The sequence below is a fragment of the Streptomyces sp. S6 genome (assembly GCF_054880855.1).
In genome coordinates this window covers 1-18,952 of sequence record NZ_JBTYMC010000115.1, presented here as the reverse complement: position 1 = coordinate 18,952, position 18,952 = coordinate 1, and the positions used below count along the sequence as shown (strand labels likewise).

General features: G+C 71.3%; 20 protein-coding genes. 16 read left to right on the top strand and 4 right to left on the bottom strand.

Annotation, left to right across the window (positions count from 1 at the left end; translation table 11 throughout):
• The coding region (locus ACVNF4_RS18020) for a cysteine hydrolase family protein (protein ID WP_461803846.1) at positions 1-370 on the top strand (370 nt) is incomplete at its 5' end.
• Here the strand turns inward: ACVNF4_RS18020 and ACVNF4_RS18015 are convergent.
• Positions 357-854, bottom strand: a complete 498-nt coding sequence (locus ACVNF4_RS18015) for a Rieske (2Fe-2S) protein (RefSeq protein WP_461803845.1) — start codon at positions 852-854, stop codon at positions 357-359. The genes ACVNF4_RS18020 and ACVNF4_RS18015 overlap by 14 nt on opposite strands.
• 186 nt (positions 855-1,040) lie before the next feature.
• Here ACVNF4_RS18015 and ACVNF4_RS18010 point away from each other — a divergent pair, with 186 nt between their 5' ends.
• The 8 genes from ACVNF4_RS18010 (at position 1,041) to ACVNF4_RS17975 (ending at position 8,059) form a co-directional block, all read left to right on the top strand.
• A complete protein-coding gene (locus ACVNF4_RS18010; protein WP_461803844.1) occupies positions 1,041-1,799 on the top strand; it encodes a HipA family kinase in 759 nt (252 codons plus the stop codon).
• Between the two features lie 17 nt (positions 1,800-1,816).
• Complete coding sequence (locus ACVNF4_RS18005) at positions 1,817-2,236, top strand: DUF3037 domain-containing protein (protein ID WP_461803848.1); 420 nt, start codon at positions 1,817-1,819, stop codon at positions 2,234-2,236.
• Positions 2,237-2,381: 145 nt separating this feature from the next.
• The gene (fabG, locus tag ACVNF4_RS18000) at positions 2,382-3,143 is read left to right on the top strand and encodes a 3-oxoacyl-ACP reductase FabG (RefSeq protein ID WP_461803843.1); all 762 of its coding nucleotides are present in this window, start codon (positions 2,382-2,384) and stop codon (positions 3,141-3,143) included.
• A gap of 26 nt (positions 3,144-3,169) precedes the next feature.
• A complete protein-coding gene (locus tag ACVNF4_RS17995; protein ID WP_461803842.1) occupies positions 3,170-3,928 on the top strand; it encodes an SDR family oxidoreductase in 759 nt (252 codons plus the stop codon).
• Positions 3,929-4,111: 183 nt separating this feature from the next.
• The gene (locus ACVNF4_RS17990) at positions 4,112-5,683 is read left to right on the top strand and encodes an ABC transporter substrate-binding protein (RefSeq protein WP_461803847.1); all 1,572 of its coding nucleotides are present in this window, start codon (positions 4,112-4,114) and stop codon (positions 5,681-5,683) included.
• A 137-nt stretch (positions 5,684-5,820) separates the two neighbouring features.
• Positions 5,821-6,507 carry a uracil-DNA glycosylase gene (ung, locus tag ACVNF4_RS17985; RefSeq protein WP_461803841.1) on the top strand — a complete coding sequence of 229 codons (687 nt, stop codon included), beginning with the start codon at positions 5,821-5,823 and terminating at the stop codon, positions 6,505-6,507.
• A gap of 760 nt (positions 6,508-7,267) precedes the next feature.
• On the top strand, positions 7,268-7,753 hold the full coding sequence (locus ACVNF4_RS17980; RefSeq protein ID WP_461803840.1) for a hypothetical protein: 486 nt from the start codon (positions 7,268-7,270) through the stop codon (positions 7,751-7,753).
• 126 nt (positions 7,754-7,879) lie between these two features.
• Entirely contained in the window at positions 7,880-8,059 is a 180-nt protein-coding gene (locus tag ACVNF4_RS17975; RefSeq protein ID WP_461803839.1) for a hypothetical protein, read from the top strand.
• A 380-nt stretch (positions 8,060-8,439) separates the two neighbouring features.
• On the opposite strand, the gene ACVNF4_RS17970 is transcribed toward ACVNF4_RS17975, so the two are convergent.
• On the bottom strand, positions 8,440-9,177 hold the full coding sequence (locus ACVNF4_RS17970) for an SDR family NAD(P)-dependent oxidoreductase (RefSeq protein ID WP_461803838.1): 738 nt from the start codon (positions 9,175-9,177) through the stop codon (positions 8,440-8,442).
• 390 nt (positions 9,178-9,567) lie between these two features.
• Entirely contained in the window at positions 9,568-10,155 is a 588-nt protein-coding gene (locus ACVNF4_RS17965; RefSeq protein ID WP_461803837.1) for a TetR/AcrR family transcriptional regulator, read from the bottom strand.
• A gap of 184 nt (positions 10,156-10,339) precedes the next feature.
• Between ACVNF4_RS17965 and ACVNF4_RS17960 the strand changes: the two genes are divergently transcribed.
• From ACVNF4_RS17960 to lnt, 7 genes are all read left to right on the top strand, one after another.
• On the top strand, positions 10,340-10,915 hold the full coding sequence (locus ACVNF4_RS17960; RefSeq protein ID WP_461803836.1) for a (2Fe-2S)-binding protein: 576 nt from the start codon (positions 10,340-10,342) through the stop codon (positions 10,913-10,915).
• The gene (locus tag ACVNF4_RS17955) at positions 10,912-11,904 is read left to right on the top strand and encodes an FAD binding domain-containing protein (RefSeq protein WP_461803835.1); all 993 of its coding nucleotides are present in this window, start codon (positions 10,912-10,914) and stop codon (positions 11,902-11,904) included. Before ACVNF4_RS17960 ends, ACVNF4_RS17955 begins: the two co-directional genes overlap by 4 nt.
• Entirely contained in the window at positions 11,901-14,027 is a 2,127-nt protein-coding gene (locus ACVNF4_RS17950) for a xanthine dehydrogenase family protein molybdopterin-binding subunit (protein ID WP_461803834.1), read from the top strand. The genes ACVNF4_RS17955 and ACVNF4_RS17950 overlap by 4 nt, the downstream gene beginning before the upstream one ends.
• Complete coding sequence (locus ACVNF4_RS17945; protein WP_461803833.1) at positions 14,020-15,165, top strand: XdhC family protein; 1,146 nt, start codon at positions 14,020-14,022, stop codon at positions 15,163-15,165. Before ACVNF4_RS17950 ends, ACVNF4_RS17945 begins: the two co-directional genes overlap by 8 nt.
• 77 nt (positions 15,166-15,242) lie before the next feature.
• A complete protein-coding gene (locus tag ACVNF4_RS17940) occupies positions 15,243-15,866 on the top strand; it encodes a DUF4291 domain-containing protein (RefSeq protein WP_461803832.1) in 624 nt (207 codons plus the stop codon).
• Positions 15,863-16,336, top strand: coding sequence for a nuclear transport factor 2 family protein (locus ACVNF4_RS17935; RefSeq protein ID WP_461803831.1), 474 nt, complete (start codon positions 15,863-15,865; stop codon positions 16,334-16,336). The genes ACVNF4_RS17940 and ACVNF4_RS17935 overlap by 4 nt, the downstream gene beginning before the upstream one ends.
• A gap of 48 nt (positions 16,337-16,384) precedes the next feature.
• Entirely contained in the window at positions 16,385-17,935 is a 1,551-nt protein-coding gene (lnt, locus tag ACVNF4_RS17930; protein ID WP_461803830.1) for an apolipoprotein N-acyltransferase, read from the top strand.
• Here lnt and ACVNF4_RS17925 read toward each other — a convergent pair.
• Positions 17,868-18,764 carry a Gfo/Idh/MocA family protein gene (locus tag ACVNF4_RS17925; RefSeq protein ID WP_461803829.1) on the bottom strand — a complete coding sequence of 299 codons (897 nt, stop codon included), beginning with the start codon at positions 18,762-18,764 and terminating at the stop codon, positions 17,868-17,870. The two genes, lnt and ACVNF4_RS17925, sit on opposite strands and share 68 nt — an antisense overlap.
• Positions 18,765-18,952 lie beyond the last annotated feature (188 nt).

The window sequence follows — 18,952 nt, the reverse complement described above, 5'->3', positions numbered from 1 at the left end:
CGTCCAGCAGCTCGCCGGTTCGCCCGCGGTGCGGGTCGCCGCGCCGATCGAGGTCGCCGCGCACGACATCGTCGTCCGCCGGCTGCACGGCCTGTCGCCGCTGCACGGGACCGAACTGGACGCGCTGCTGCGGAACCTGGGGTGCCGGACGCTGGTGGTGGCCGGGGTGTCCGCGAACGTCGCGATCCCCAACTCGGTGTTCGACGCGGTGAATCTGGGCTACACGGTCGTCGTCGCGGCGGACGCGATCGCGGGGGTGCCGAGTGACTACACCCCCGCGATGGTCCGTCACACCCTCGCGTTGGTCGCCACGGTCGCGACCACGGACGAGGTGGTGACGGCGATCAACTCGCCCGCTACGCCAGGGTGATGTTGTTGCCGGTGACGGTGATGTTCACCGCCGGGAGCGGCTGCGTCGCCGGGCCGCTCTTCACGCTGCCGTCCTCGACCGAGAAGTTGCTGTTGTGGCAGGGGCAGTTGATGACCCCGTTCGCGATGCTCTTGACCGCACAGCCGCGGTGGGTGCAGACGGCCGAGAACGCCTTGTAGGTGCCGGCCTTCGGCTGGGTGACGACGACCTTCTGGGCCTCGAAGATCTTGCCGCCGCCCTCGGGGATGTCGGCGGTCGCGGCGAGCGCGGTGCCGCCCGCCGCACCCCCGGTCGTGCCCCCGGAGGCCGCCGAACCGGTGGAGCCGGTCGAGCCGGTGGTACCGGTGTCCTTCGAGTCGGCCGACGACGAGTCGTCGGAGCTTCCGCACGCGGTCAGCGCGACGGCGAGCCCTGCCGCGCCGGCCGCCGACACGACGGTGCGACGGGCGGGACCGCTGAGGGGGTTGATCGGTGCGCTGGTCATGCTGGTGATTCCCTTCGAGGGGGGATGGATTCTCGGGATGCGTACGGAGGTACGGGGCACGAGCGTGAACGGTTCACCCGGGGGGACGTGATCCGGACGTGCCGCGATACTCGCGTGTGAGCGGTCTGACGCGCGTAAGCCAGAGCTGTCGTCGAGCTGTCGGTCCGCCCTCGGTAACCTGGGCCAATGCTCAAGGACGTCACCGCCACCCGCTACATCACGCCCCTGCGGGAGGGCGGTTCGCTGCCGGGGCTGGTCGAGGCCGACGACTTCGGGACCTACGTCCTGAAGTTCACCGGCGCCGGGCAGGGCCGCAAGACGCTCGTCGCCGAGGTGGTGTGCGGGGAACTCGCCCGCCGGCTCGGTCTGCGGATGCCCCGCCTCGTCACCGTCCGCCTCGACCCGGTTCTCGGACTCGCCGAACCCGATCAGCAGGTCCAGGACCTGATCCGCGCCAGCGGCGGCACCAACCTCGGTATGGACTTCCTCTCCGGCGCCCTCGGCTTCGACCCGCTGGCGTTCGAGGTGAGCGCCGAGGACGCCGGACGGATCGTCTGGTTCGACGCGCTCGTGAACAACGTCGACCGGTCCTGGCGCAACCCCAACCTGCTCATGCACCGCGACGAACTCTGGCTCATCGACCACGGCGCGACGATGATCTGGCACCACAACTGGCCCGCCGCCGAGGCGTCCGCCGCCCGGCCCTACGACGCCTCCGACCACGCGCTGATCTCCTTCGCGCCGGACGTCGCGCGCGCCGCCGAGGAGCTGGCGCCGCGTGTCACCGAGGAGTTGCTCGCCGAGGTCACCGCCGAGATCCCGGACGCCTGGCTGGAGGGCGAGGCCGGGTTCGATTCGCCGGACGCGCTGCGGCGGGCGTACGCGGGGCCGCTGCTCACGCGGGCCGTCGACATCCACACACGCGTCAAGGGGATCAGCGCATGACCGAGCACCTCACCCACATGGCCGGACAGCTCACCGAGCGGCACATCACCCGCGACGGGCAGAGCACCGCCGGGGACGTCTACGAGTACGCGCTGCTGCGGATCGTCCCGCGCGTGGAGCGCGGGGAGTGCGTCAACGCGGGGGTGCTGCTGTACTGCCGGGCCAAGGGGTACGTGGGCGCGCGTACGCATCTCGACGAGGCGCGGCTGCTGGCGCTGGACCCGAGGGCCGACGTCGAGGGCGTGCGGGCCGCGCTGGGGGCCGTGGAGCGGGTCTGCGAGGCCGCCGGGCAGAGCGCGGGCGACGATCCCGGGCGGCGGTTCAGGTGGCTCGTCGCGCCGAGGTCGACGGTCGTGCAGCCGGGGCCCGTGCACACCGGGCTGACGGGGGATCCGCAGGCGGAGGCGGAGCGGTTGCTGGATCTGCTGGTGCGATGATCCGCCGGTGATCTGTCACACCGTCCGGGTGGCCCGTTGACACGGAGTGCCGGGGCTTCTAGCGTCACGGGTGGCGAAGATACTAAGCGGTTGCTCAATGCATGTCGGGGCCGCGGATTTTCTCAAGGGCGAGGAGAAGCAGCACATGTCCACCACTGAACAGCGGGTCGCGATCGTCACCGGTGCGGCGCGGGGCATCGGCGCCGCCACCGCCGTCCGGCTGGCCGCCGAGGGCCGCGCGGTCGCCGTGATCGACCTGGACGAGGCCGCCTGCAAGGACACCGTCGAGAAGATCACCGCGGCCGGCGGCCGGGCGATCGCCGTCGGCGCGGACGTCTCCGACGAGGCGCAGGTCGAGGCCGCCGTCGCGCGCGTCGCCGAGGAACTGGGCGCCCCGGCGATCCTCGTCAACAACGCGGGTGTCCTGCGCGACAACCTGCTGTTCAAGATGAGCGCGTCCGACTGGGACACGGTCCTGAACGTGCACCTGCGGGGTTCGTTCCTGATGGCCCGCGCTGTGCAGAAGCACATGGTCGACGCCGGGTTCGGACGGATCGTCAACCTCTCCTCCTCCTCGGCGCTCGGCAACCGCGGCCAGGCCAACTACGCCGCCGCCAAGGCCGGGTTGCAGGGCTTCACCAAGACCCTCGCCATCGAGCTGGGCAAGTTCGGCATCACCGCCAACTCCGTCGCCCCCGGGTTCATCGCCACCGAGATGACCAAGGCCACCGCCGACCGGGTCAAGATGGACTTCGACGACTTCAAGAAGGCCGCGGCGACGCAGATCCCCGTCCAGCGCGTCGGCGAGCCCGAGGACATCGCCAACGCCATCGCCTTCTTCACCGGCGAGGCGGCCGGGTTCGTCTCCGGGCAGGTCCTGTACGTCGCCGGCGGACCGCTGAACTAGCCGCGCTGATCAGGAAGTACTGAGCCATGACTGTGGAACTCTCCGGCAAGGTCGCGCTCGTCACGGGCGCCAGCCGAGGCATCGGGTACGGCGTCGCCGAGGCGCTCGTCGCGCGCGGCGACCGGGTCGTCATCACCGGGCGCAACGAGGACGCGCTCAAGGAGGCCGTCGACAGGCTCGGGGCCGAGCGGGTGCTCGGCGTCGCCGGCAAGGCGCACGACCTCGACCACCAGGCCGAGGTCGTCGACCGCGCGATGGAGGCCTTCGGGCGCGTCGACTACCTCGTCAACAACGCCGGTACCAACCCGGTGTTCGGGCCGCTCGCCGACCTCGACCTGAACGTCGCCCGCAAGGTCTACGAGACCAACGTGATCTCCGCGCTCGGCTTCGCCCAGAAGACCTGGCACGCCTGGCAGAAGGACAACGGCGGCGCGATCGTCAACATCGCCTCCGTGTCCGGGCTCGCGCCCTCCCCGTTCATCGCCGCGTACGGGATGAGCAAGGCCGCGATGATCAACCTCACCCAGCAGCTCGCCCACGAGTTCGCGCCGAAGGTGCGGGTCAACGCCATCGCGCCGGCCGTCGTCAAGACGAAGTTCGCCGAGGCGCTCTACGAGGGGCGCGAGGAGGAGGCCGCCGCCGCGTACCCGCTCGGGCGGCTCGGGGTGCCGTCCGACATCGGGGGGACGGCCGCGTTCCTGACGTCCGACCAGGCGGACTGGATCACCGGGCAGACGCTCGTGGTCGACGGGGGGATCTTCCTCAACGCCGCCGTGGGGGGCTGAACCCCGAGGGTCTGTCGGGTTTTTGAAGGCGCCGCTCCTGTTGCACGGGGGCGGCGCCTTCGTCGTCCCACCTGCCCCGATCCGAATAGATGTACGAGGAACCGGTTCAGTATGCGCCGCTCTGCGGTAGGGTCTCGCGCCAACCCCCCTTGGTACGGCTGATCGAGGAGCGTGCGCGTGTTCATGAAGCGAAGCCTGCGGGGTGTGGCGGCGTTCGCCTCACTCGGGATGGCCGTGGGCTGCGGCTACCTCTCCGACAGCGGCTCCGGCGACAAGGGCCCCATCGTCGTCGGCACCACCAGCGCGCCCAGCACCCTCGACCCGGCCGGCGCGTGGGACGGCTCCTGGGAGCTGTTCCGCAACGTCTACCAGACGCTCCTCGCCTACCCGAACGGTGCGACCGCGCCCGAGCCGGACGCCGCGAAGAGCTGCACCTTCAGCGGCGGTCACCGCGTCTACACCTGCGAGTTGCGGGAAGGTCTGAAGTTCTCCAACGGCGCGAAACTGGACGCCGAGGCCGTCAAGCACTCCGTCGAGCGGATCCGGGCGATCAACGCGCAGACCGGTCCCGCAGGTCTCCTCGGCAGCCTCGACAAGGTCGAGACCAGCGGGGACCGGCAGGTCGTCTTCCGGCTCAACAAGCCCGACGCGACCTTCCCGTTCGTCCTCGCGACGCCCGCGCTCTCGCTCGTGCCGCCCGCCACCTACCCCGACAACTCGTTGCGCAAGGACTCCCGGGTCATCGGCTCCGGTCCCTACCGGCTCGAATCCTACGAACAGGGCACAGAGGCCGTCCTCGTCCGCAACCCCTCGTACAAGGGGCTCGCGAAGCTCAAGAACGACGCGGTGACCATCCGGTACTTCCAGGACTCCGCGCGCATGGTCAAGTCCCTGCGCGACGGCGGGATCGACATCACCTACCAGGGACTCGCCGCCGACGACGTCGTCTCCCTGGAGGGCAAGAACGACGAGAACAAGGGCCTTGAGCTGTACGAGGGGGCCGGCAGCGCCATCAACTACCTCGTCTTCAACCCCCGGGACACGGCCGCCGGGAACGCCGCCGTCCGCAAGGCCGTCGCCCAGACCATCGACCGGGCGGCCATCGCCCACAAGGTCTACCAGGACACCGTCGAGCCCCTGTACTCCATGGTTCCGCAGGGGCTCACCGGGCACACGACGCCCTACTTCGACGTCTTCGGCAAGCCCGATCCCGGCAAGGCGAAGAAGATCCTCGACAAGGCGGGCGTCCCCACGCCGGTCCCGCTGACCCTCTGGTACACCACCGACCGGTACGGCTCCGACACCGGGCTCGAATTCAAGGAGATCAAGGCCCAGTTGGACGGCTCCGGGCTGTTCCGGGTGACCCTCAACAGCCGGCCCTGGAACACGTACGTGCGCGGCTACGAGAAGGGGGAGTACCCCGTGTTCGGGCGGGGGTGGCAGCCGGACTTCCCCGACCCCGACAACTTCATCGCGCCGTTCGTGGGGCAGCAGAACGCGCTCGGGACGCCGTACTCCGTCAAGCAGATCACCGATGTGCTGCTGCCCCGGTCGCGGGAGCAGGGCAACCGGGGGGAGGTGGTGAAGGACTTCCAGGCGGCGCAGCGGATTCTCGTCGAGGACGTGCGGCTGCTGCCGTTGTGGCAGGGGAAGCAGTACATCGCGGCCAGTGAGGAAGTGGGCGGCGCGGAGAGGTCGTTGGACCCGGCGACGATCATGATGGTGTGGGAGTTGTCGCGGAAGACGAGCTGGTGAGGGCCGGTGGTTTTCGGGCCTCGGGGCGGGTGGCTCGGGGTCTCGGGGCCGGTGATCTCCGGGGCTGGGGGCGATTGTCAGTGGGCGGCGGTAGGTTCTGAGGTCTGGAAGCCATCGCACGACCGAAGGACGTTGACGTGACCGACATCGCCATGCTGCCCGAGTCCTGGCGCGGGGTCCTGGGGGACGAACTGCAGCAGCCCTACTTCAAGGAGCTGACCGAGTTCGTGGAGGAGGAGCGGGCGAAGGGTCCCGTCTATCCGCCGCGCGAGGAGGTCTTCGCCGCGCTGGAGGCCACGCCGTACGACCGGGTGAAGGTCCTGATCCTCGGTCAGGACCCGTACCACGGGGAGGGGCAGGGGCACGGGCTGTGCTTCTCCGTTCAGCCCGGGGTGCGGATTCCGCCGTCGCTGCGCAACATCTACAAGGAGATGAACTCCGAGCTGGGGGCGCCGATCCCGGACAACGGGTACCTGATGCCGTGGGCCGAGCAGGGGGTGCTGCTGCTCAACGCCGTGCTCACCGTCCGGGGCGGGGAGGCCAACTCCCACAAGAACAAGGGGTGGGAGAAGTTCACCGACGCGGTGATCAGCGCGGTGGCCTCTCGGCCGGATCCCGCGGTGTTCGTGCTGTGGGGGGCCTACGCGCAGAAGAAGGCCCGGCTGATCGACGCCGAGCGGCATGTCGTGGTGCAGGGGGTGCATCCCTCGCCGCTGTCCGCGAAGGGGGGGTTCTTCGGGTCTCAGCCGTTCACGCAGATCAATGCGGGGGTGGCTGTGCAGGGGCATGAGGCGATCGACTGGGCTGTGCCGAATTTGAAGTGAGCGGTTTGGAGTGAGCGGGGGGTAGGCGGGTCGGCCGGGGCGTGGGGGCGCGTCGGCCGGGCCGGGCAAGTGAGGGGGCTGGGGGGCTGGGGGCTAGGGTGCGGTTGGGTCGGGTGGGTGTGGGGTGCTGGTAGCTGGGGAGGGGGTCGGCTGGGCTCGGTTGAGGTTGGGGCGTGTGAGGGAGCGGCTGGGGTGTGGCGGCCGGGCCGGTTGGGGCGCTGGGTCGGGGGGCGTGGCCGGGTGTGTGGGGGTGCCCGGGAGGGGGTCGGTCGGGCCGGGTGTGGGTGGTGCGGCTGGGTGCGTGGGGTGCTGGGGGCTGGGGAGGGGGTTGGCGAGGCTGGGGTGCGGTTGGGGCGTGTCGGCTGGAGAGGTGGTCGGCTGGGCGCCGTTGTGGTTGGGGTGTGCGTGGGAGTGGGAGTGGCTGGAGTGTGTCGGCCGGGCCCGGGTGGGGGTGGTGTGGCTGGGTGTGTGGGGGTGCCCGGGAGGGGGGCGGTGGGGCTTGGTTGTGGTCGGGGTGTGTCGGTCGGGCCGGGTGGGGTGGGCGGGTGGATGAAGGCGCTGGGGGTTCGGGAGGCGGTTGGCCGGTCTCTCTGCGGGCGAGCAGGGGGCGGGTGGTGTCGGGCGGCTGTTCGGTTTCGGGCGGGGGTGTGAGGGGGACGTGGGACGGGTCCGTCGCGTGGGGGTGGTGTCGCCGACGGGGATCCTCGTCGTGTGCGGTTAGCTTCGTGGCAGGTATGGACGACCTGGCTCGGAGGGCACGGTGGCGGAGCAGCGGGAGCGGGCAGCGGTGGACGCGTTGCTGACGCGGATCGGGCAGGTCGTGATGTTGCTCCACGGGGGTGACCGGGAGGAGGCGCGCGACCGGCTGCTCGCGATGTGGGCGGAGGTGGGGGAGTCGGGGGAGGCCGCGCACCGGTGCACGCTGGCCCACTATCTCGCCGACACGCAGGACGACCCCTCCGACGAGCTGGCGTGGGATCTGCGGGCGCTGACGGCCGCCGAGGAGAGTCCCGGGGCGGTGCGGTCCCTCTACCCCTCCCTGCACCTCAATCTCGCCGCCGACTATGAGCGGCTCGGGCGGCCCGACGCCGCGCGCACGCATCTGCGGGCGGCTCGGGTGGCGGCGCGAGGGCTGGGGGAGGACGGGTACAGCTCGGGGGTGCGGGAGGCGATCGAGCGGCTCGCGGGGCGGTTGGGGGAAGGGGAAGGGGAGGCGTGGGGGCCCTGGGGGCCGGTCATGCGGTGACCCTTCGGCGGGGCTGAACCCTCCGGTTCCGTAAGGGCGTTGATCCGAAATGCCGTGACCAACCCCATACGGTTCGGGTAGCCGCTCGGTAGCGGACTGTCAGCGCTTGCCCCTAGGCTTGTCCGCATGTCCCCCGATCCTCATGCCCTTGGTTCCGTGCGGTCCGCTACAGAATTGAACGAGCGGATCAGGTCGTTGTGGTTGCGCGCGGGCGGGTCCCTCTCCGCGCACGAGCGCGCGGAGTACGAGCTGCTGGTCGTGGAGTGGGCCGAGGCGGTGCGGGGCGGGGTCGTCGAGGCAGCTTGAAGAGGGGGGTGGTGTGGGGTGAGCTGTCCGCTTGCCGCGCCGAGGGCCGGGGCGGCGCGGTGAGTCCTGGGGCGCCAGCCGATCGGTGGGGCTCGGGCCGGAACGGTGGCGCGGGCGGCTGACATGGACGACGCCGGCCAAGCCCGACCCTCAGCGGTCCTGGGGAAGTTCACTGCGGTTGGACGGTGCTCTGAAGGGGCGCGGGACTGTGGCCGGTCTGAGGCTCCGCCGCGATGGGGGCCCCACCGCGAGTGAAGCCGAGCGCAGAGCAGCGACCGGCCACGACGCCGCCGCAGACAACCGACGGCCCCTCCCCGCACGCCCAGCGGAACGCTCACCCCGACCCCCGACCCCCGACCCCTCAGCCCTCCAGCCCCGCCCTATCGTCCGCCCGCCACCCGCAGCACCGCCCCCGTCGTGTACGACGCCTCCTCCGACAGGAGCCACGCCACAGCCGCCGCGATCTCCTCGGCCCGCCCCGGTCTCCCCAGCGGAATCGCGGAGGACGCCCGGTGGGCCCGGTCGGGATCCCCCATCGCCGCGTGCATCTCGGTGTCGATCATCCCGGGGGCGACGGCGTTCACCCGGATCCCGTCGGCGCCCAACTCCTTGGACAGCCCCACGGTCAGCGCGTCCACAGCCGCCTTGCTCGCGGCGTAATGGACGTAGTCCCCGGCGCTGCCGAGCGTCGCCGCGGCCGAGGAGATGTTGACGATCGCCCCGCCGCCCCGCGAGCCCATCAACTGTGCCGCCCGCCGCGAACACAGCAGCACGCCAAGGAGATTGACGTCCACCACGCGCCGCAGATCGGCGGGCGAGGCGTCCACGAGCCGCCCCAGCGGCCCCGTCACCCCCGCGTTGTTCACGAGCCCCGTCACCGCCCCCAACTCCTCCTCCGCCACCTCGAACAGCCGCTCCACATCAGCCTCCACCGAGGTGTCCACCCGCACGACGGCGGCCCGCCCACCGGCGTCCCGCACCTCCCCGGCCACCCTCTCCGCCGCACCCGCGTCCCGCACGTACCCGATCACCACCCCGTGCCCGTTCGCCGCCAGCCGCCGACAGACCGCCGCTCCTATGCCCCGGCTTCCACCGGTGACGACAGTGACACGGGACATCGGTGAACCTCCTGGTGTGCGACAGCGAACCCCACCCTAGGCGCAGCCACCTCTCCGTCCGGCAACCTCGTAAGGGGGAGGGGAACCATGCTCGACGATCACGGTCACCGCGAGGCCATGAGCGTGCTCGCGCTGAACCCGGCTGCTCCCCGAGGAAGCCCGAAGCCGTCTGCCGCGTGACGCCGCCGACCTTGTCGTCCCCGTCGACGTCGTCGAACTGCTCTCCGAGGACGAGGACTACCCCGTGCACGCGTCCGGGGCATAGCGGCCGTGCATCCCGCGCTGCCCGGGCGACACCGGAAGCGCCCTTCGGGCCCTGCTCGGTGGGCTGGGGCGTCGCCGCGTCGTCCAAGGCGTGGCCGACAGGGGGCTGACAGCGGCGAATCCTTGTCATTCCGGGTTGTGGCCGGGCGCGCCGGCACGCAAACCGTCCATGACGAGGTCGAGAAGGCGGGCGGCGCGGGGTGGCCAGTCCTCGGTCGGAGTCATCTGCCACAAGCCCGCGATGGCGAGGAGGAAGTCGTCGGCATCGACCCCGGGACGGATGGTGCCCGCTTCCTCGTTGGCGCGCAGCAGCAGCTCGGCCGCCTCGGCGACGGGAGTGGGCGAGGGCTTCGAGGGGCCCCCGGGCGCACTCGTGGCGAGGCGGATCGCGTCTGCCAGGCCCGCCTTGGTCATGGCGAACTCGGCCAGCCGGTCCATCCAGGTACGGAGGGCCGGCTGGGGCGGCAGCTCCAGGAGCAGTTGGGCCGCGCTGTCGGCGACCTGCCGCATCTCGTGCCGGTAGATCTCCAGGACCAGGGACTCGCGGTTGGGGAAGTTGCGGTAGAACGTGCCCTGGCCGACCCCCGCCTTCTTGGCGATGGAGCTGAGCGGCGCGTTCGGAGACCGCGTCAGCTCGCTCAGGGCGACACGCAGAATGCGTTCACGATTGCGCTGCGCGTCGGAACGTAGAGCGGTGCCCTTTTTATCCTGCACGTGCCGCTCCTCAGGGCACGCGGCAGTAGCGCATCCCTTGCTAAGTGGACAACTGTCCGCTACGTTTTCCAGTACCGGACAATCGTCCGGTTGGAGCGCATTCTAGCGGCTGCCATGGCCTGTTCGGCAGTCCGTCCCTGGGACCCACTTACGCCAAGAAGAGAACACCGCAAGGAAATCTCTCATGCCCGTACAGACGTCCAGCGTCATCACCCTGCACATCAACGGCGAGAAACACACCCTGCCCGTCGATCACCGCACCACCCTGCTCGACGCCTTACGCGAGCGCCTCGATCTGACCGGCACCAAGAAGGGCTGCGACCAAGGACAGTGCGGTGCCTGCACCGTCCTGATCGACGGCCGCAGAACCGTGGCGTGTCTGCAACTCGCGGTCGCGACCGAAGGACGTGAGATCACCACCATCGAAGGCGTCGCGGACGGCGACCGGCTGCACCCGGTGCAGCAGGCGTTCCTCGATCTCGACGGCTACCAGTGCGGCTACTGCACACCCGGACAGATCTGCTCGGCGATCGGCATGCTCGCGGAGCACGCCGCCGGTTGGCCGAGCGCCGCTTCCGGCGACATACGTCCGGCGGCCGGGCCGACACCGCTGACCGCGGATGAGATCCGCGAGCGAATGAGCGGCAACCTGTGCCGCTGTAGCGCCTACACGTCGATTGTCGAGTCCGTCGCGCGAGCGGCCGAGACCGCCGACTCGGCGAAGAGGGGCGCACCAGCGCGGTCCGGGGCGACCGCATGAAAGAGTTCGACTACCGCAGAGCGTCCGATGTGCTGGGCGCCGTCACCCTCCTCGCCGACGATCCGGACGCGCGCTACCTCGCCGGCGGCACCAACCTGGTCGATCTGATGAAGAGCGGCGTAGAGCGTCCGGCCCGCCTCGTCGACGTACGGGAACTGCCCCTGGACCGCATCGAGCCGTCCCCGGACGGTGGACTCCGCATCGGCGCGACAGTCTCCAACAGCGATCTCGCCGCCCACCCCGAAGTACGCGGCCGTTACCCGATGCTGGCCCGGGCGGTGCTCGCCGGCGCGTCCGGGCAACTGCGCAACATGGCCACGGTCGGCGGCAATCTCCTCCAGCGCACCCGCTGCGCCTACTTCACGGACACCACCAAGCCGTGCAACAAACGCGCCCCCGGCAGCGGCTGCCCCGCCCTCGGCGGCGAGCACCACAACCACGCCATCCTCGGCGCGTCCGAGACATGTGTGGCCGTGCACCCCTCGGACATGGCCGTCGCACTGGCCGCCCTCGACGCGGTCGTGCACTACGAAACCGTCCATGGGCAGGGAGAACTGCGGCTCGATCAGCTCTATCCGCCCGTCGCCGACACCCCGCACCGCGAGACGGCCCTGCCGGCAGGTGCTCTGATCACCGGTGTCTCACTGCCGCCCGTGCCGGTCGCGGCCCACTCCCAGTACCGCAAGGTGCGCGAGCGCGCCTCCTACGCCTTCGCGATCGGTTCCGTCGCCGCCGCCCTCGACGTCCGCGACGGAGTCGTACGCGACGCACGCCTCGCGTTCGGCGCGGTGGCGTCCCGGCCCTGGCGCGCCCGTACCGCCGAGCGGGCCCTGATCGGAGCACCCGCGACCGCCGAGACGTACGTGGCCTGCGCGGAGGCGGAACTGGCCGCGGCCCGGCCGCTGCCGCACAACGGATACAAGGTGACCCTGATGCGCAACGTGACCGTGGCCGTGCTGAGCGAGCTGACCGAGGCGGTCGCGCGATGACCACCACCGTCCCGAAGGCAGCCGTGCGCGCGGTCGGCACCGGTCGTACGAGAGTGGAGGGCCGGGACAAAGTCACCGGCGCGGCACGCTACGCGGGCGATGTCCCCTTCGCCGAACTCGCCTACGGCTGGCTGGTGTTGTCCACGGTCGCGCGCGGCCGTATCCGTGCCGTGGCCAGCGCTCCCGTCCTTGAGATGCCCGGTGTCCTGGCTGTTGTGGACCACCGCAGCGCGCCACGCCTGCAAACCGACTACGTCGGCATGCTGGGCGTCAGGCCCGACCCCACCTGCGCGGTCTTCCAGGACGACACAGTGCCCCACCTCGGCTGGCCCGTGGCCCTGGTCGTCGCGGAGACGCCCGAGCAGGCACGGGAAGCGGCCGAGGCGCTGGCCGTCGAGTACGAAACGCTGCCGCACGACATCGAGTTCACAGGACACCACCCCGACTCCTACCCCGTGGACGGTCACATGCCCGGCGTGACCGACAAGGGGGATCTGGAGGCCGAACTGACCGCTTCGGCGGTCGTCGTGGACGAGGAGTACACGACGCCGGAAGAGCATCACCATCCGATGGAGCCTCATGCGGCGACCGCCCGCTGGGAGGACGGCCGGCTGGAAGTGGTCGACTCCAACCAGGGCACCTCCTGGGTGGTCGGCGAGCTGGCGAACCTGTTCTCGCTGGATCCCGCGTCGGTGCGGGTGCGTTCGGAGCATGTGGGCGGTGGCTTCGGCAGCAAGGGCGTACGCGCTCACCAGGTGGCGGCCGTGATGGCGGCGACGCTTCTGCGGCGTCCGGTGCGGGTGGCTCTGACCAGGCCGCAGATGTTCGCGCTGGCCGGGCACCGCAGCCCCACCGTCCAGCGGATCAGGCTCGGGGCCCACGCCGATGGACGGCTGCGTGCCCTTGACCACCGCTCGGTGAGCCGTACCGCGACGGTGTACGAGTTCGTCGAGCCGAGTGCCGGCGTGGCGCGGGTGATGTACGACGCCGACGCCCACCACACCGAGAACCGCGTCGTACGCCTCGACGTGCCCAGCCCCACCTTCATGCGTGCGCCGGGTGAGGCTCCCGGAGCTTTCGCCCTGGAGTCCGCGCTCGACGAACTCGCCGAGAAGTGCGGGATCGACCCGATCGAACTGCGCCTGCGCAACGAACCGGACAAAGGCCCCGTCTCCGGCCTGCCCTTCGCCGGCCGCAACCTGCGTGCCTGCTTCGAGGAGGGCGCCCGCCGCTTCCGCTGGGCCGAGCGCGATCCCAGGCCGGGTGTGCGGCGCGAGGGCCGATGGCTGCTGGGCACCGGGACCGCCGCCGCGTCCTTCCCCGCGGGCGCGGCCCCCTCCACCGCCGCCGTCACCGCCGAGCCCGACGGCCGCTTCACCGTGCGGATCTCGGCGTCCGACATCGGCACCGGAGCACGGACCGCGCTCACCCTCGTCGCGGCCGACGCCCTCGACGTCCCACCGGAGCGGGTGACCGTGCTGATCGGCGACAGCGAGTTCGGCTTCGCGATGATCGCGGGCGGCTCGATGGGCACCCGCTCCTGGTCCATGGCCGTCATCGAGGCCGCCCGCGACCTACGCGAGCGACTCGTCCCCGGCACGGCGATCCCACCCGGGGGAATCACCGTCCGCTCGGACACCACGGACCGGATCGCCGCGCTCGCGAGCGTGGAACGGCACTCCTACGGAGCCCAGTTCGCCGAAGTCGCGGTGGACCCGGCCACCGGTGAGGTGCGCGTACGACGCATGCTCGGCATGTTCGCCGCCGGCCGCATCGTCAACCCGCTCACCGCACGAGGCCAGTTCACCGGCGGCATGATCTGGGGCATCTCCATGGCGCTGCACGAAGAAGCTGTCCGCGATCCGGCCTTCGGCGGCCCGGTCGGTGCCGACCTCGCCACCTATCACGTGGCCACGCACGCCGACGTCCCGCGCATCGAAGCGGACTGGGTGGACGACACCGACCCCGACGACCCCGTCGGCATCAAAGGCATCGGCGAGGTGGGCGTCGTCGGCGCCGCGGCCGCCATCGCCAACGCGGTCTGGCACGCCACCGGCATACGGCATCGCCGCCTGCCCATCCGCCCGGACCGCGTTCTCACCGCGGCGGGCAACGATGCTTGACCTGCTTGGGGAACTGAAGGACTGGCTCCACGACGGCCGTGACATCGCCGTCGCCACCGTCGTGTCCGTCGACGGCAGCGCTCCACGCGGCCCCGGTGCCGCCCTCGCCGTCGACCGTGCGGGCACCGTCATCGGATCGGTGTCCGGCGGCTGCGTGGAGGGCGCGGTCTACGACCTGTGCGCTCAGGTGCTGGAGACCGGCCGGAGTGTCGTGGAGCGTTTCGGCTACAGCGACGAGGATGCCTTCGCCGTGGGCCTGACCTGCGGTGGCGTCCTCGACGTGCTGGTCACACCGCTGCCCGCGAACGCGCCGGTCAGGGCGCTGTCGCAGTCCGCCCTGGACGCCGCGGAGCGGGATGAGCCGGTGGCCCTGGTCCGAGTGGCCGAAGGGCCGCCCGAGCACCTCGGCACCACTCTCCTCGTCCACGGCGACGGCTCCACGGAAGGCAGCCTCGGGATCCACGAGGAACTGGACCGCACGGCCGCGGAGTACGCTCGGGCCGCCCTTGACGCGGGCCGCACGGGCACGGTCGAGCTGTCGCCGGACGGCTCCTCCTGCCCCACGGGGCTCACTTTGCTCGTCGAGGCCGGTACACCGCCGCCGCGAATGATCGTGTTCGGTGCGGTCGACTTCGCCGCGGCGCTGGTTCGGGCCGGGAAGTTCCTGGGCTACCACGTCACGGTGTGCGACGCCCGGCCGGTGTTCACCACACCGGCACGCTTCCCCGAGGCGGACGAGGTCGTCGTGGACTGGCCACACAGATATCTGCGGGGCACCCGGACCGACGCGCGGACTGTCCTGTGTGTCCTCACGCACGACGCCAAGTTCGACGTTCCCCTGCTGGAGGTCGCGCTGCGGCTCCCCGTCGCCTTCGTGGGCGCGATGGGTTCCCGACGCACCCATGCCGACCGGGGGCGCAGGCTGCGTGAAGCAGGGTTGAGCGAAGCGGAGTTGGCCCGTCTGAGGTCACCCATCGGACTCGACCTCGGGGGCCGTACGCCCGAGGAGACCGCGCTGTCGATCGCCGCGGAGATCGTCGCGTCGCACAGAGGCGGAACCGGCCGTCCGTTGACCGGCACGGAAACACCGATCCATCACGGCGGAACGGCCCGCTCCGCCCTGCGAGCCTCTTTTTGACGTGGCGAGTCGGCCCTGAGTCTGCCGCAGCCGAAAACCGCTGGCCCCCCGAGGCCGGTGACCGCACGCTGTACGGCATGCGAGAACCGCACCGCGAGATCCGTGCGCTGCACACGGAGTCCACGATCACCGTCTACCAGGCGTACGCCCCCGAGATCGGCCTGCCTGCCGTTCGCGACGGGCGCTTTCCCGCCCTGTGGCGGCGGAACCGGATGACCTGGATCAAGCCCAGCTTCCTGTGGATGATGTACCGCTCAGACTGGGGAACCGGCGTCGGGCAGGAGACCGTTCTGGCCGTCGAGATCACGCGGGACGGCTTCGACTGGGCGTTGCGGCACTCCTGTCTGTCGAGTTACGTCCGTGGCCTGCACCCCGATCGCGACACCTGGCGGCGTGAGCTCAAGCGTGCGCCGGCGCGTGTGCAGTGGGACCCGGAGCGGGATCTGAACCTGCGTGCGCTGCCGTACCGTTCGCTGCAACTCGGGCTCTGCGGTGAGGCGTCGGCGCGCTATGCGGACGAGTGGACGGTGTCCATCAGGGACGTGACTCCGCTGGCCCGGGAGATCCACGCGCTCGTGGGACGCGGTGAGTCGGACGCGGCGCGACGGCTGCTTCCTCGGGAGCGGCGGTATCGACTCGGGGACGGTTCGGGGTACGCCTCTTGGATCGGGGGCGGTGATCCCCAAGACTCGGGGGTATGACCCAGCGTGTGGAACTCGCCACCGTGATGGACCGGTTGGCCGTCGACGAGTTGATCACCGACTATGCGAGAGCTGTGGACGACGCCGACTGGGTGTCGTACGAGGGGCTGTTCGTGCCGGAGGGGCGGGCCGATTACCGGTCGGCCGGGGGGATCGAGGGGAGGGCGGGGGAGGTGGCGGGGTGGCTGGCGCAGAGCATGGAGCTGTTCGGGATGCGGCAGCATCTGATCGTGAACCGGCGGGTGCGGTTCGGGCAGTGGGAGCAGGATCTGGGGGACACGGCGCGGGTGGCGGCCGAGTACGTGAATCCGATGCGGTTCGCGAATGGTGAAGCGTCCGGCACGGTGCCCGATTTCGTCGCCGGGGGGCGTTATTCGTTCGCGTTGCTGCGGACGTACGACGGGTGGCGGTTCGCGGGGGTGGTCGTCGAGGAGAAATGGCGGCGGCCGGCCGAGCGGAGTCTGTCGTAGATCGCCCGGCACGCGCACACTGGACGCACGTCGACAGGGAGGCGCCGTATGACAATCCGCTGGCCCGCCTCCCCTCGTCGACGTGCGGCGCTCGCCGTGCTCGCCGGTGCGCTGCCCGTGCTCGCGTTTCCCGCGCCGGGCCTCTGGTGGTGGGCGTACGTGGCGCTCGTGCCCTGGATGCTGCTCGTGCGGACCGCGCCGACGGGGCGGAGGGCGGTGTACGAGGGGTGGGCCGGGGGGTTCGGGTTCATGCTGGCGATGCATCACTGGCTGCTGCCGAGCCTCAATGTGTTCACCTTCGTGATCGCCGGGTTGCTGGGGGCGCTGTGGGCGCCCTGGGGGTGGCTGGTGCGGCGGCTGCTCGGTGGGGGCGCGGACCGTCCGGACGAACCCCGGGCCCCCCGCCCCCGAGACGCCGCCACCGCCCTCCTCGTCCTCCCCTCCGCCTGGCTCGCCGTCGAACTCGTCCGCTCCTGGCAAGGACTCGGCGGCCCCTGGGGCATGCTCGGCGCGACCCAGTGGCAGGTGGGCCCGGCGTTGAAGCTCGCCTCCGTCGGCGGTGTCTGGCTGCTGAGCCTCCTCGTCGTCGCGCTGAACACGGCGGCCGTGATCCTCGTCGCCGCCCCCGCCGCCCGCACCCCCGCCCTCGCGGCCCTCCTCGCGACGACGGCGGCGACGACGGCCGCGTACGTGTGGGCACCCCGCCCGGGGACGACCGGGCACACCCGGATCGCGATCGTCCAGGCGGGCGTGACCGACGGCCCGGACCGCCGCTTCGACCGGGAGGAACAGCTCACCCGGCACCTGACCGGCCAGGACGTCGACCTGATCGTGTGGGGCGAGAGCAGTGTCGGGTACGACCTGAAGGACCGCCCCGACCTCGCGGGACGCCTCGCCGAGCTGTCGGGAGCGACGGGCGCGGACATCCTCGTGAACGTCGACGCGCGCCGCTCGGACCGTCCCGGCATCTACAAGAGCTCGATCCTGGTCGGCCCGGACGGCCCGACGGGCGACCGGTACGACAAGATGCGGCTGGTGCCGTTCGGGGAGTACATCCCGGCGCGCTCGCTGCTCGGCTGGGCCACCTCCGTCGGCAAGGCGGCCGGCGAGGACAGGCGGCGCGGCACGCGGCAGGTCCTCATGGACGTGGGCCCGGATCTGCGGATCGGCCCGATGGTGTGCTTCGAGACGGCGTTCCCCGACATGAGCCGAAACCTCGCGCGCAAGGGCGCCGACCTCCTCGTCGCCCAGTCCTCGACGTCGTCGTTCCAGCACAGCTGGGCACCCGCGCAGCACGCCTCCCTCGCCGCCCTGCGCGCCGCCGAGACCGGGCGGACGTTCGTCCACGCGACGCTGACCGGCGACTCCGTCGTCCACGGCCCGGACGGCCGGCGCATCGGCCGGACCCTCGGGACGAGCGACAGCGCGACGGCCGTGTACGAGGTCCCGCTCACCGAGGGCCGGACGCTGTACGACCGGTACGGGGACTGGACGGTGTACGGGGCGCTGCTGGTGCTCGCCGTCTACGCGGTCAGGACGACACCTCGCGCACGACCCGCTCGCACAGCTCATGAGTCGCCAGCGCGTCCCGCGCGCTGAGCGTCTTCCCAGCCCGGACGGCGTCCAGGAACGTCAGCACCGCCTGCTCGATCCCCCGCTGCCGGGCCACCGGCACCCAGTCCCCGCGCCGCCGCACGCTCGGCTGGCCCTTGTGGTCGACGACCTCGGAGAGGTTGACCACCTGCCGCTTGGTGTCCTGCCCGGAGACCTCCAGGACCTCCTCGTTCGACCCGCTGAGCCGGTTCATCACCCCGAGCGCGGTGAAGCCGTCCCCCGACAGCTGGAGGACGACGTGGTGCAGCAGCCCCTCCTCGACCCGCCCCCGCACGGTGACGTCCTCGATCTCGCCCGGCACCAGGAACCGGAGCGTGTCGACGACGTGCACGAAGTCGTCGAACACCATCGTGCGGGGGTCCTCCGGGAGCCCTATGCGGTTCTTCTGCATCAGGATCAGCTCGCGCGGATGGTCGGCGCACTGGACGTACCCGGGCGCGTGCCGCCGGTTGAAACCCACGGCGAGCGAGACGCCGCGCGCCTCGGCCAGCTCCACCAGCCGTGTGCAGTCGGCCAGTTGATAGGCGAGCGGCTTGTCGACGTACGTCGGGACGCCCGCCTCCAGGAGCCGCGTCACCAGCTCCGGGTGCGCCGGGGTCGGGGCGTGCACGAACGCGGCGTCCAGATCCTGGGCGAGGAGCGCGTCGAGGTCGGTGTGGCGGCGGTCCGGCGGGAGGCGGAGGCCGTCCGCGACCTGCTCCAGCGTCGCGGGCGTCCGAGTGTGCAGGTGCAGATCGAGCCCCGGCAGCCCGCCGAGCACCGGCAGGTACGCCTTCCGCGCGATGTCCCCGAGTCCGATGCAGCCGACCTTCACGCGCACTCCTCACCTCGCCGTCTGCTCCGCAGCATACGGGGGACGCCAGTCCGCGATCCCGTCGAAGCCCCGCAGGAACAGCGCCGGACCGACCGCCGACAGCCCCGCGACGGCGGCGTTGCGCACCGCCGTCGACACCCGCCCCGGCAGCAGACTCAGCCGCCCCGCCCGGACGGCCCGGCGCGCGA

Excerpts from the sequence above, each read along its gene's own strand:
- ACVNF4_RS18015 (WP_461803845.1), bottom strand. The coding sequence starts at position 854 with ATGACCAGCGCACCGATCAACCCCCTCAGCGGTCCCGCCCGTCGCACC.
- ACVNF4_RS18010 (WP_461803844.1), top strand. The coding sequence starts at position 1,041 with ATGCTCAAGGACGTCACCGCCACCCGCTACATCACGCCCCTGCGGGAG.
- ACVNF4_RS18005 (WP_461803848.1), top strand. The coding sequence starts at position 1,817 with ATGGCCGGACAGCTCACCGAGCGGCACATCACCCGCGACGGGCAGAGC.
- fabG (WP_461803843.1), top strand. The coding sequence starts at position 2,382 with ATGTCCACCACTGAACAGCGGGTCGCGATCGTCACCGGTGCGGCGCGG.
- ACVNF4_RS17995 (WP_461803842.1), top strand. The coding sequence starts at position 3,170 with ATGACTGTGGAACTCTCCGGCAAGGTCGCGCTCGTCACGGGCGCCAGC.
- ACVNF4_RS17990 (WP_461803847.1), top strand. The coding sequence starts at position 4,112 with ATGAAGCGAAGCCTGCGGGGTGTGGCGGCGTTCGCCTCACTCGGGATG.
- ACVNF4_RS17975 (WP_461803839.1), top strand. The coding sequence starts at position 7,880 with ATGTCCCCCGATCCTCATGCCCTTGGTTCCGTGCGGTCCGCTACAGAA.
- ACVNF4_RS17970 (WP_461803838.1), bottom strand. The coding sequence starts at position 9,177 with ATGTCCCGTGTCACTGTCGTCACCGGTGGAAGCCGGGGCATAGGAGCG.
- ACVNF4_RS17960 (WP_461803836.1), top strand. The coding sequence starts at position 10,340 with ATGCCCGTACAGACGTCCAGCGTCATCACCCTGCACATCAACGGCGAG.
- ACVNF4_RS17955 (WP_461803835.1), top strand. The coding sequence starts at position 10,912 with ATGAAAGAGTTCGACTACCGCAGAGCGTCCGATGTGCTGGGCGCCGTC.
- ACVNF4_RS17950 (WP_461803834.1), top strand. The coding sequence starts at position 11,901 with ATGACCACCACCGTCCCGAAGGCAGCCGTGCGCGCGGTCGGCACCGGT.
- ACVNF4_RS17945 (WP_461803833.1), top strand. The coding sequence starts at position 14,020 with ATGCTTGACCTGCTTGGGGAACTGAAGGACTGGCTCCACGACGGCCGT.
- ACVNF4_RS17940 (WP_461803832.1), top strand. The coding sequence starts at position 15,243 with ATGCGAGAACCGCACCGCGAGATCCGTGCGCTGCACACGGAGTCCACG.
- ACVNF4_RS17935 (WP_461803831.1), top strand. The coding sequence starts at position 15,863 with ATGACCCAGCGTGTGGAACTCGCCACCGTGATGGACCGGTTGGCCGTC.
- lnt (WP_461803830.1), top strand. The coding sequence starts at position 16,385 with ATGACAATCCGCTGGCCCGCCTCCCCTCGTCGACGTGCGGCGCTCGCC.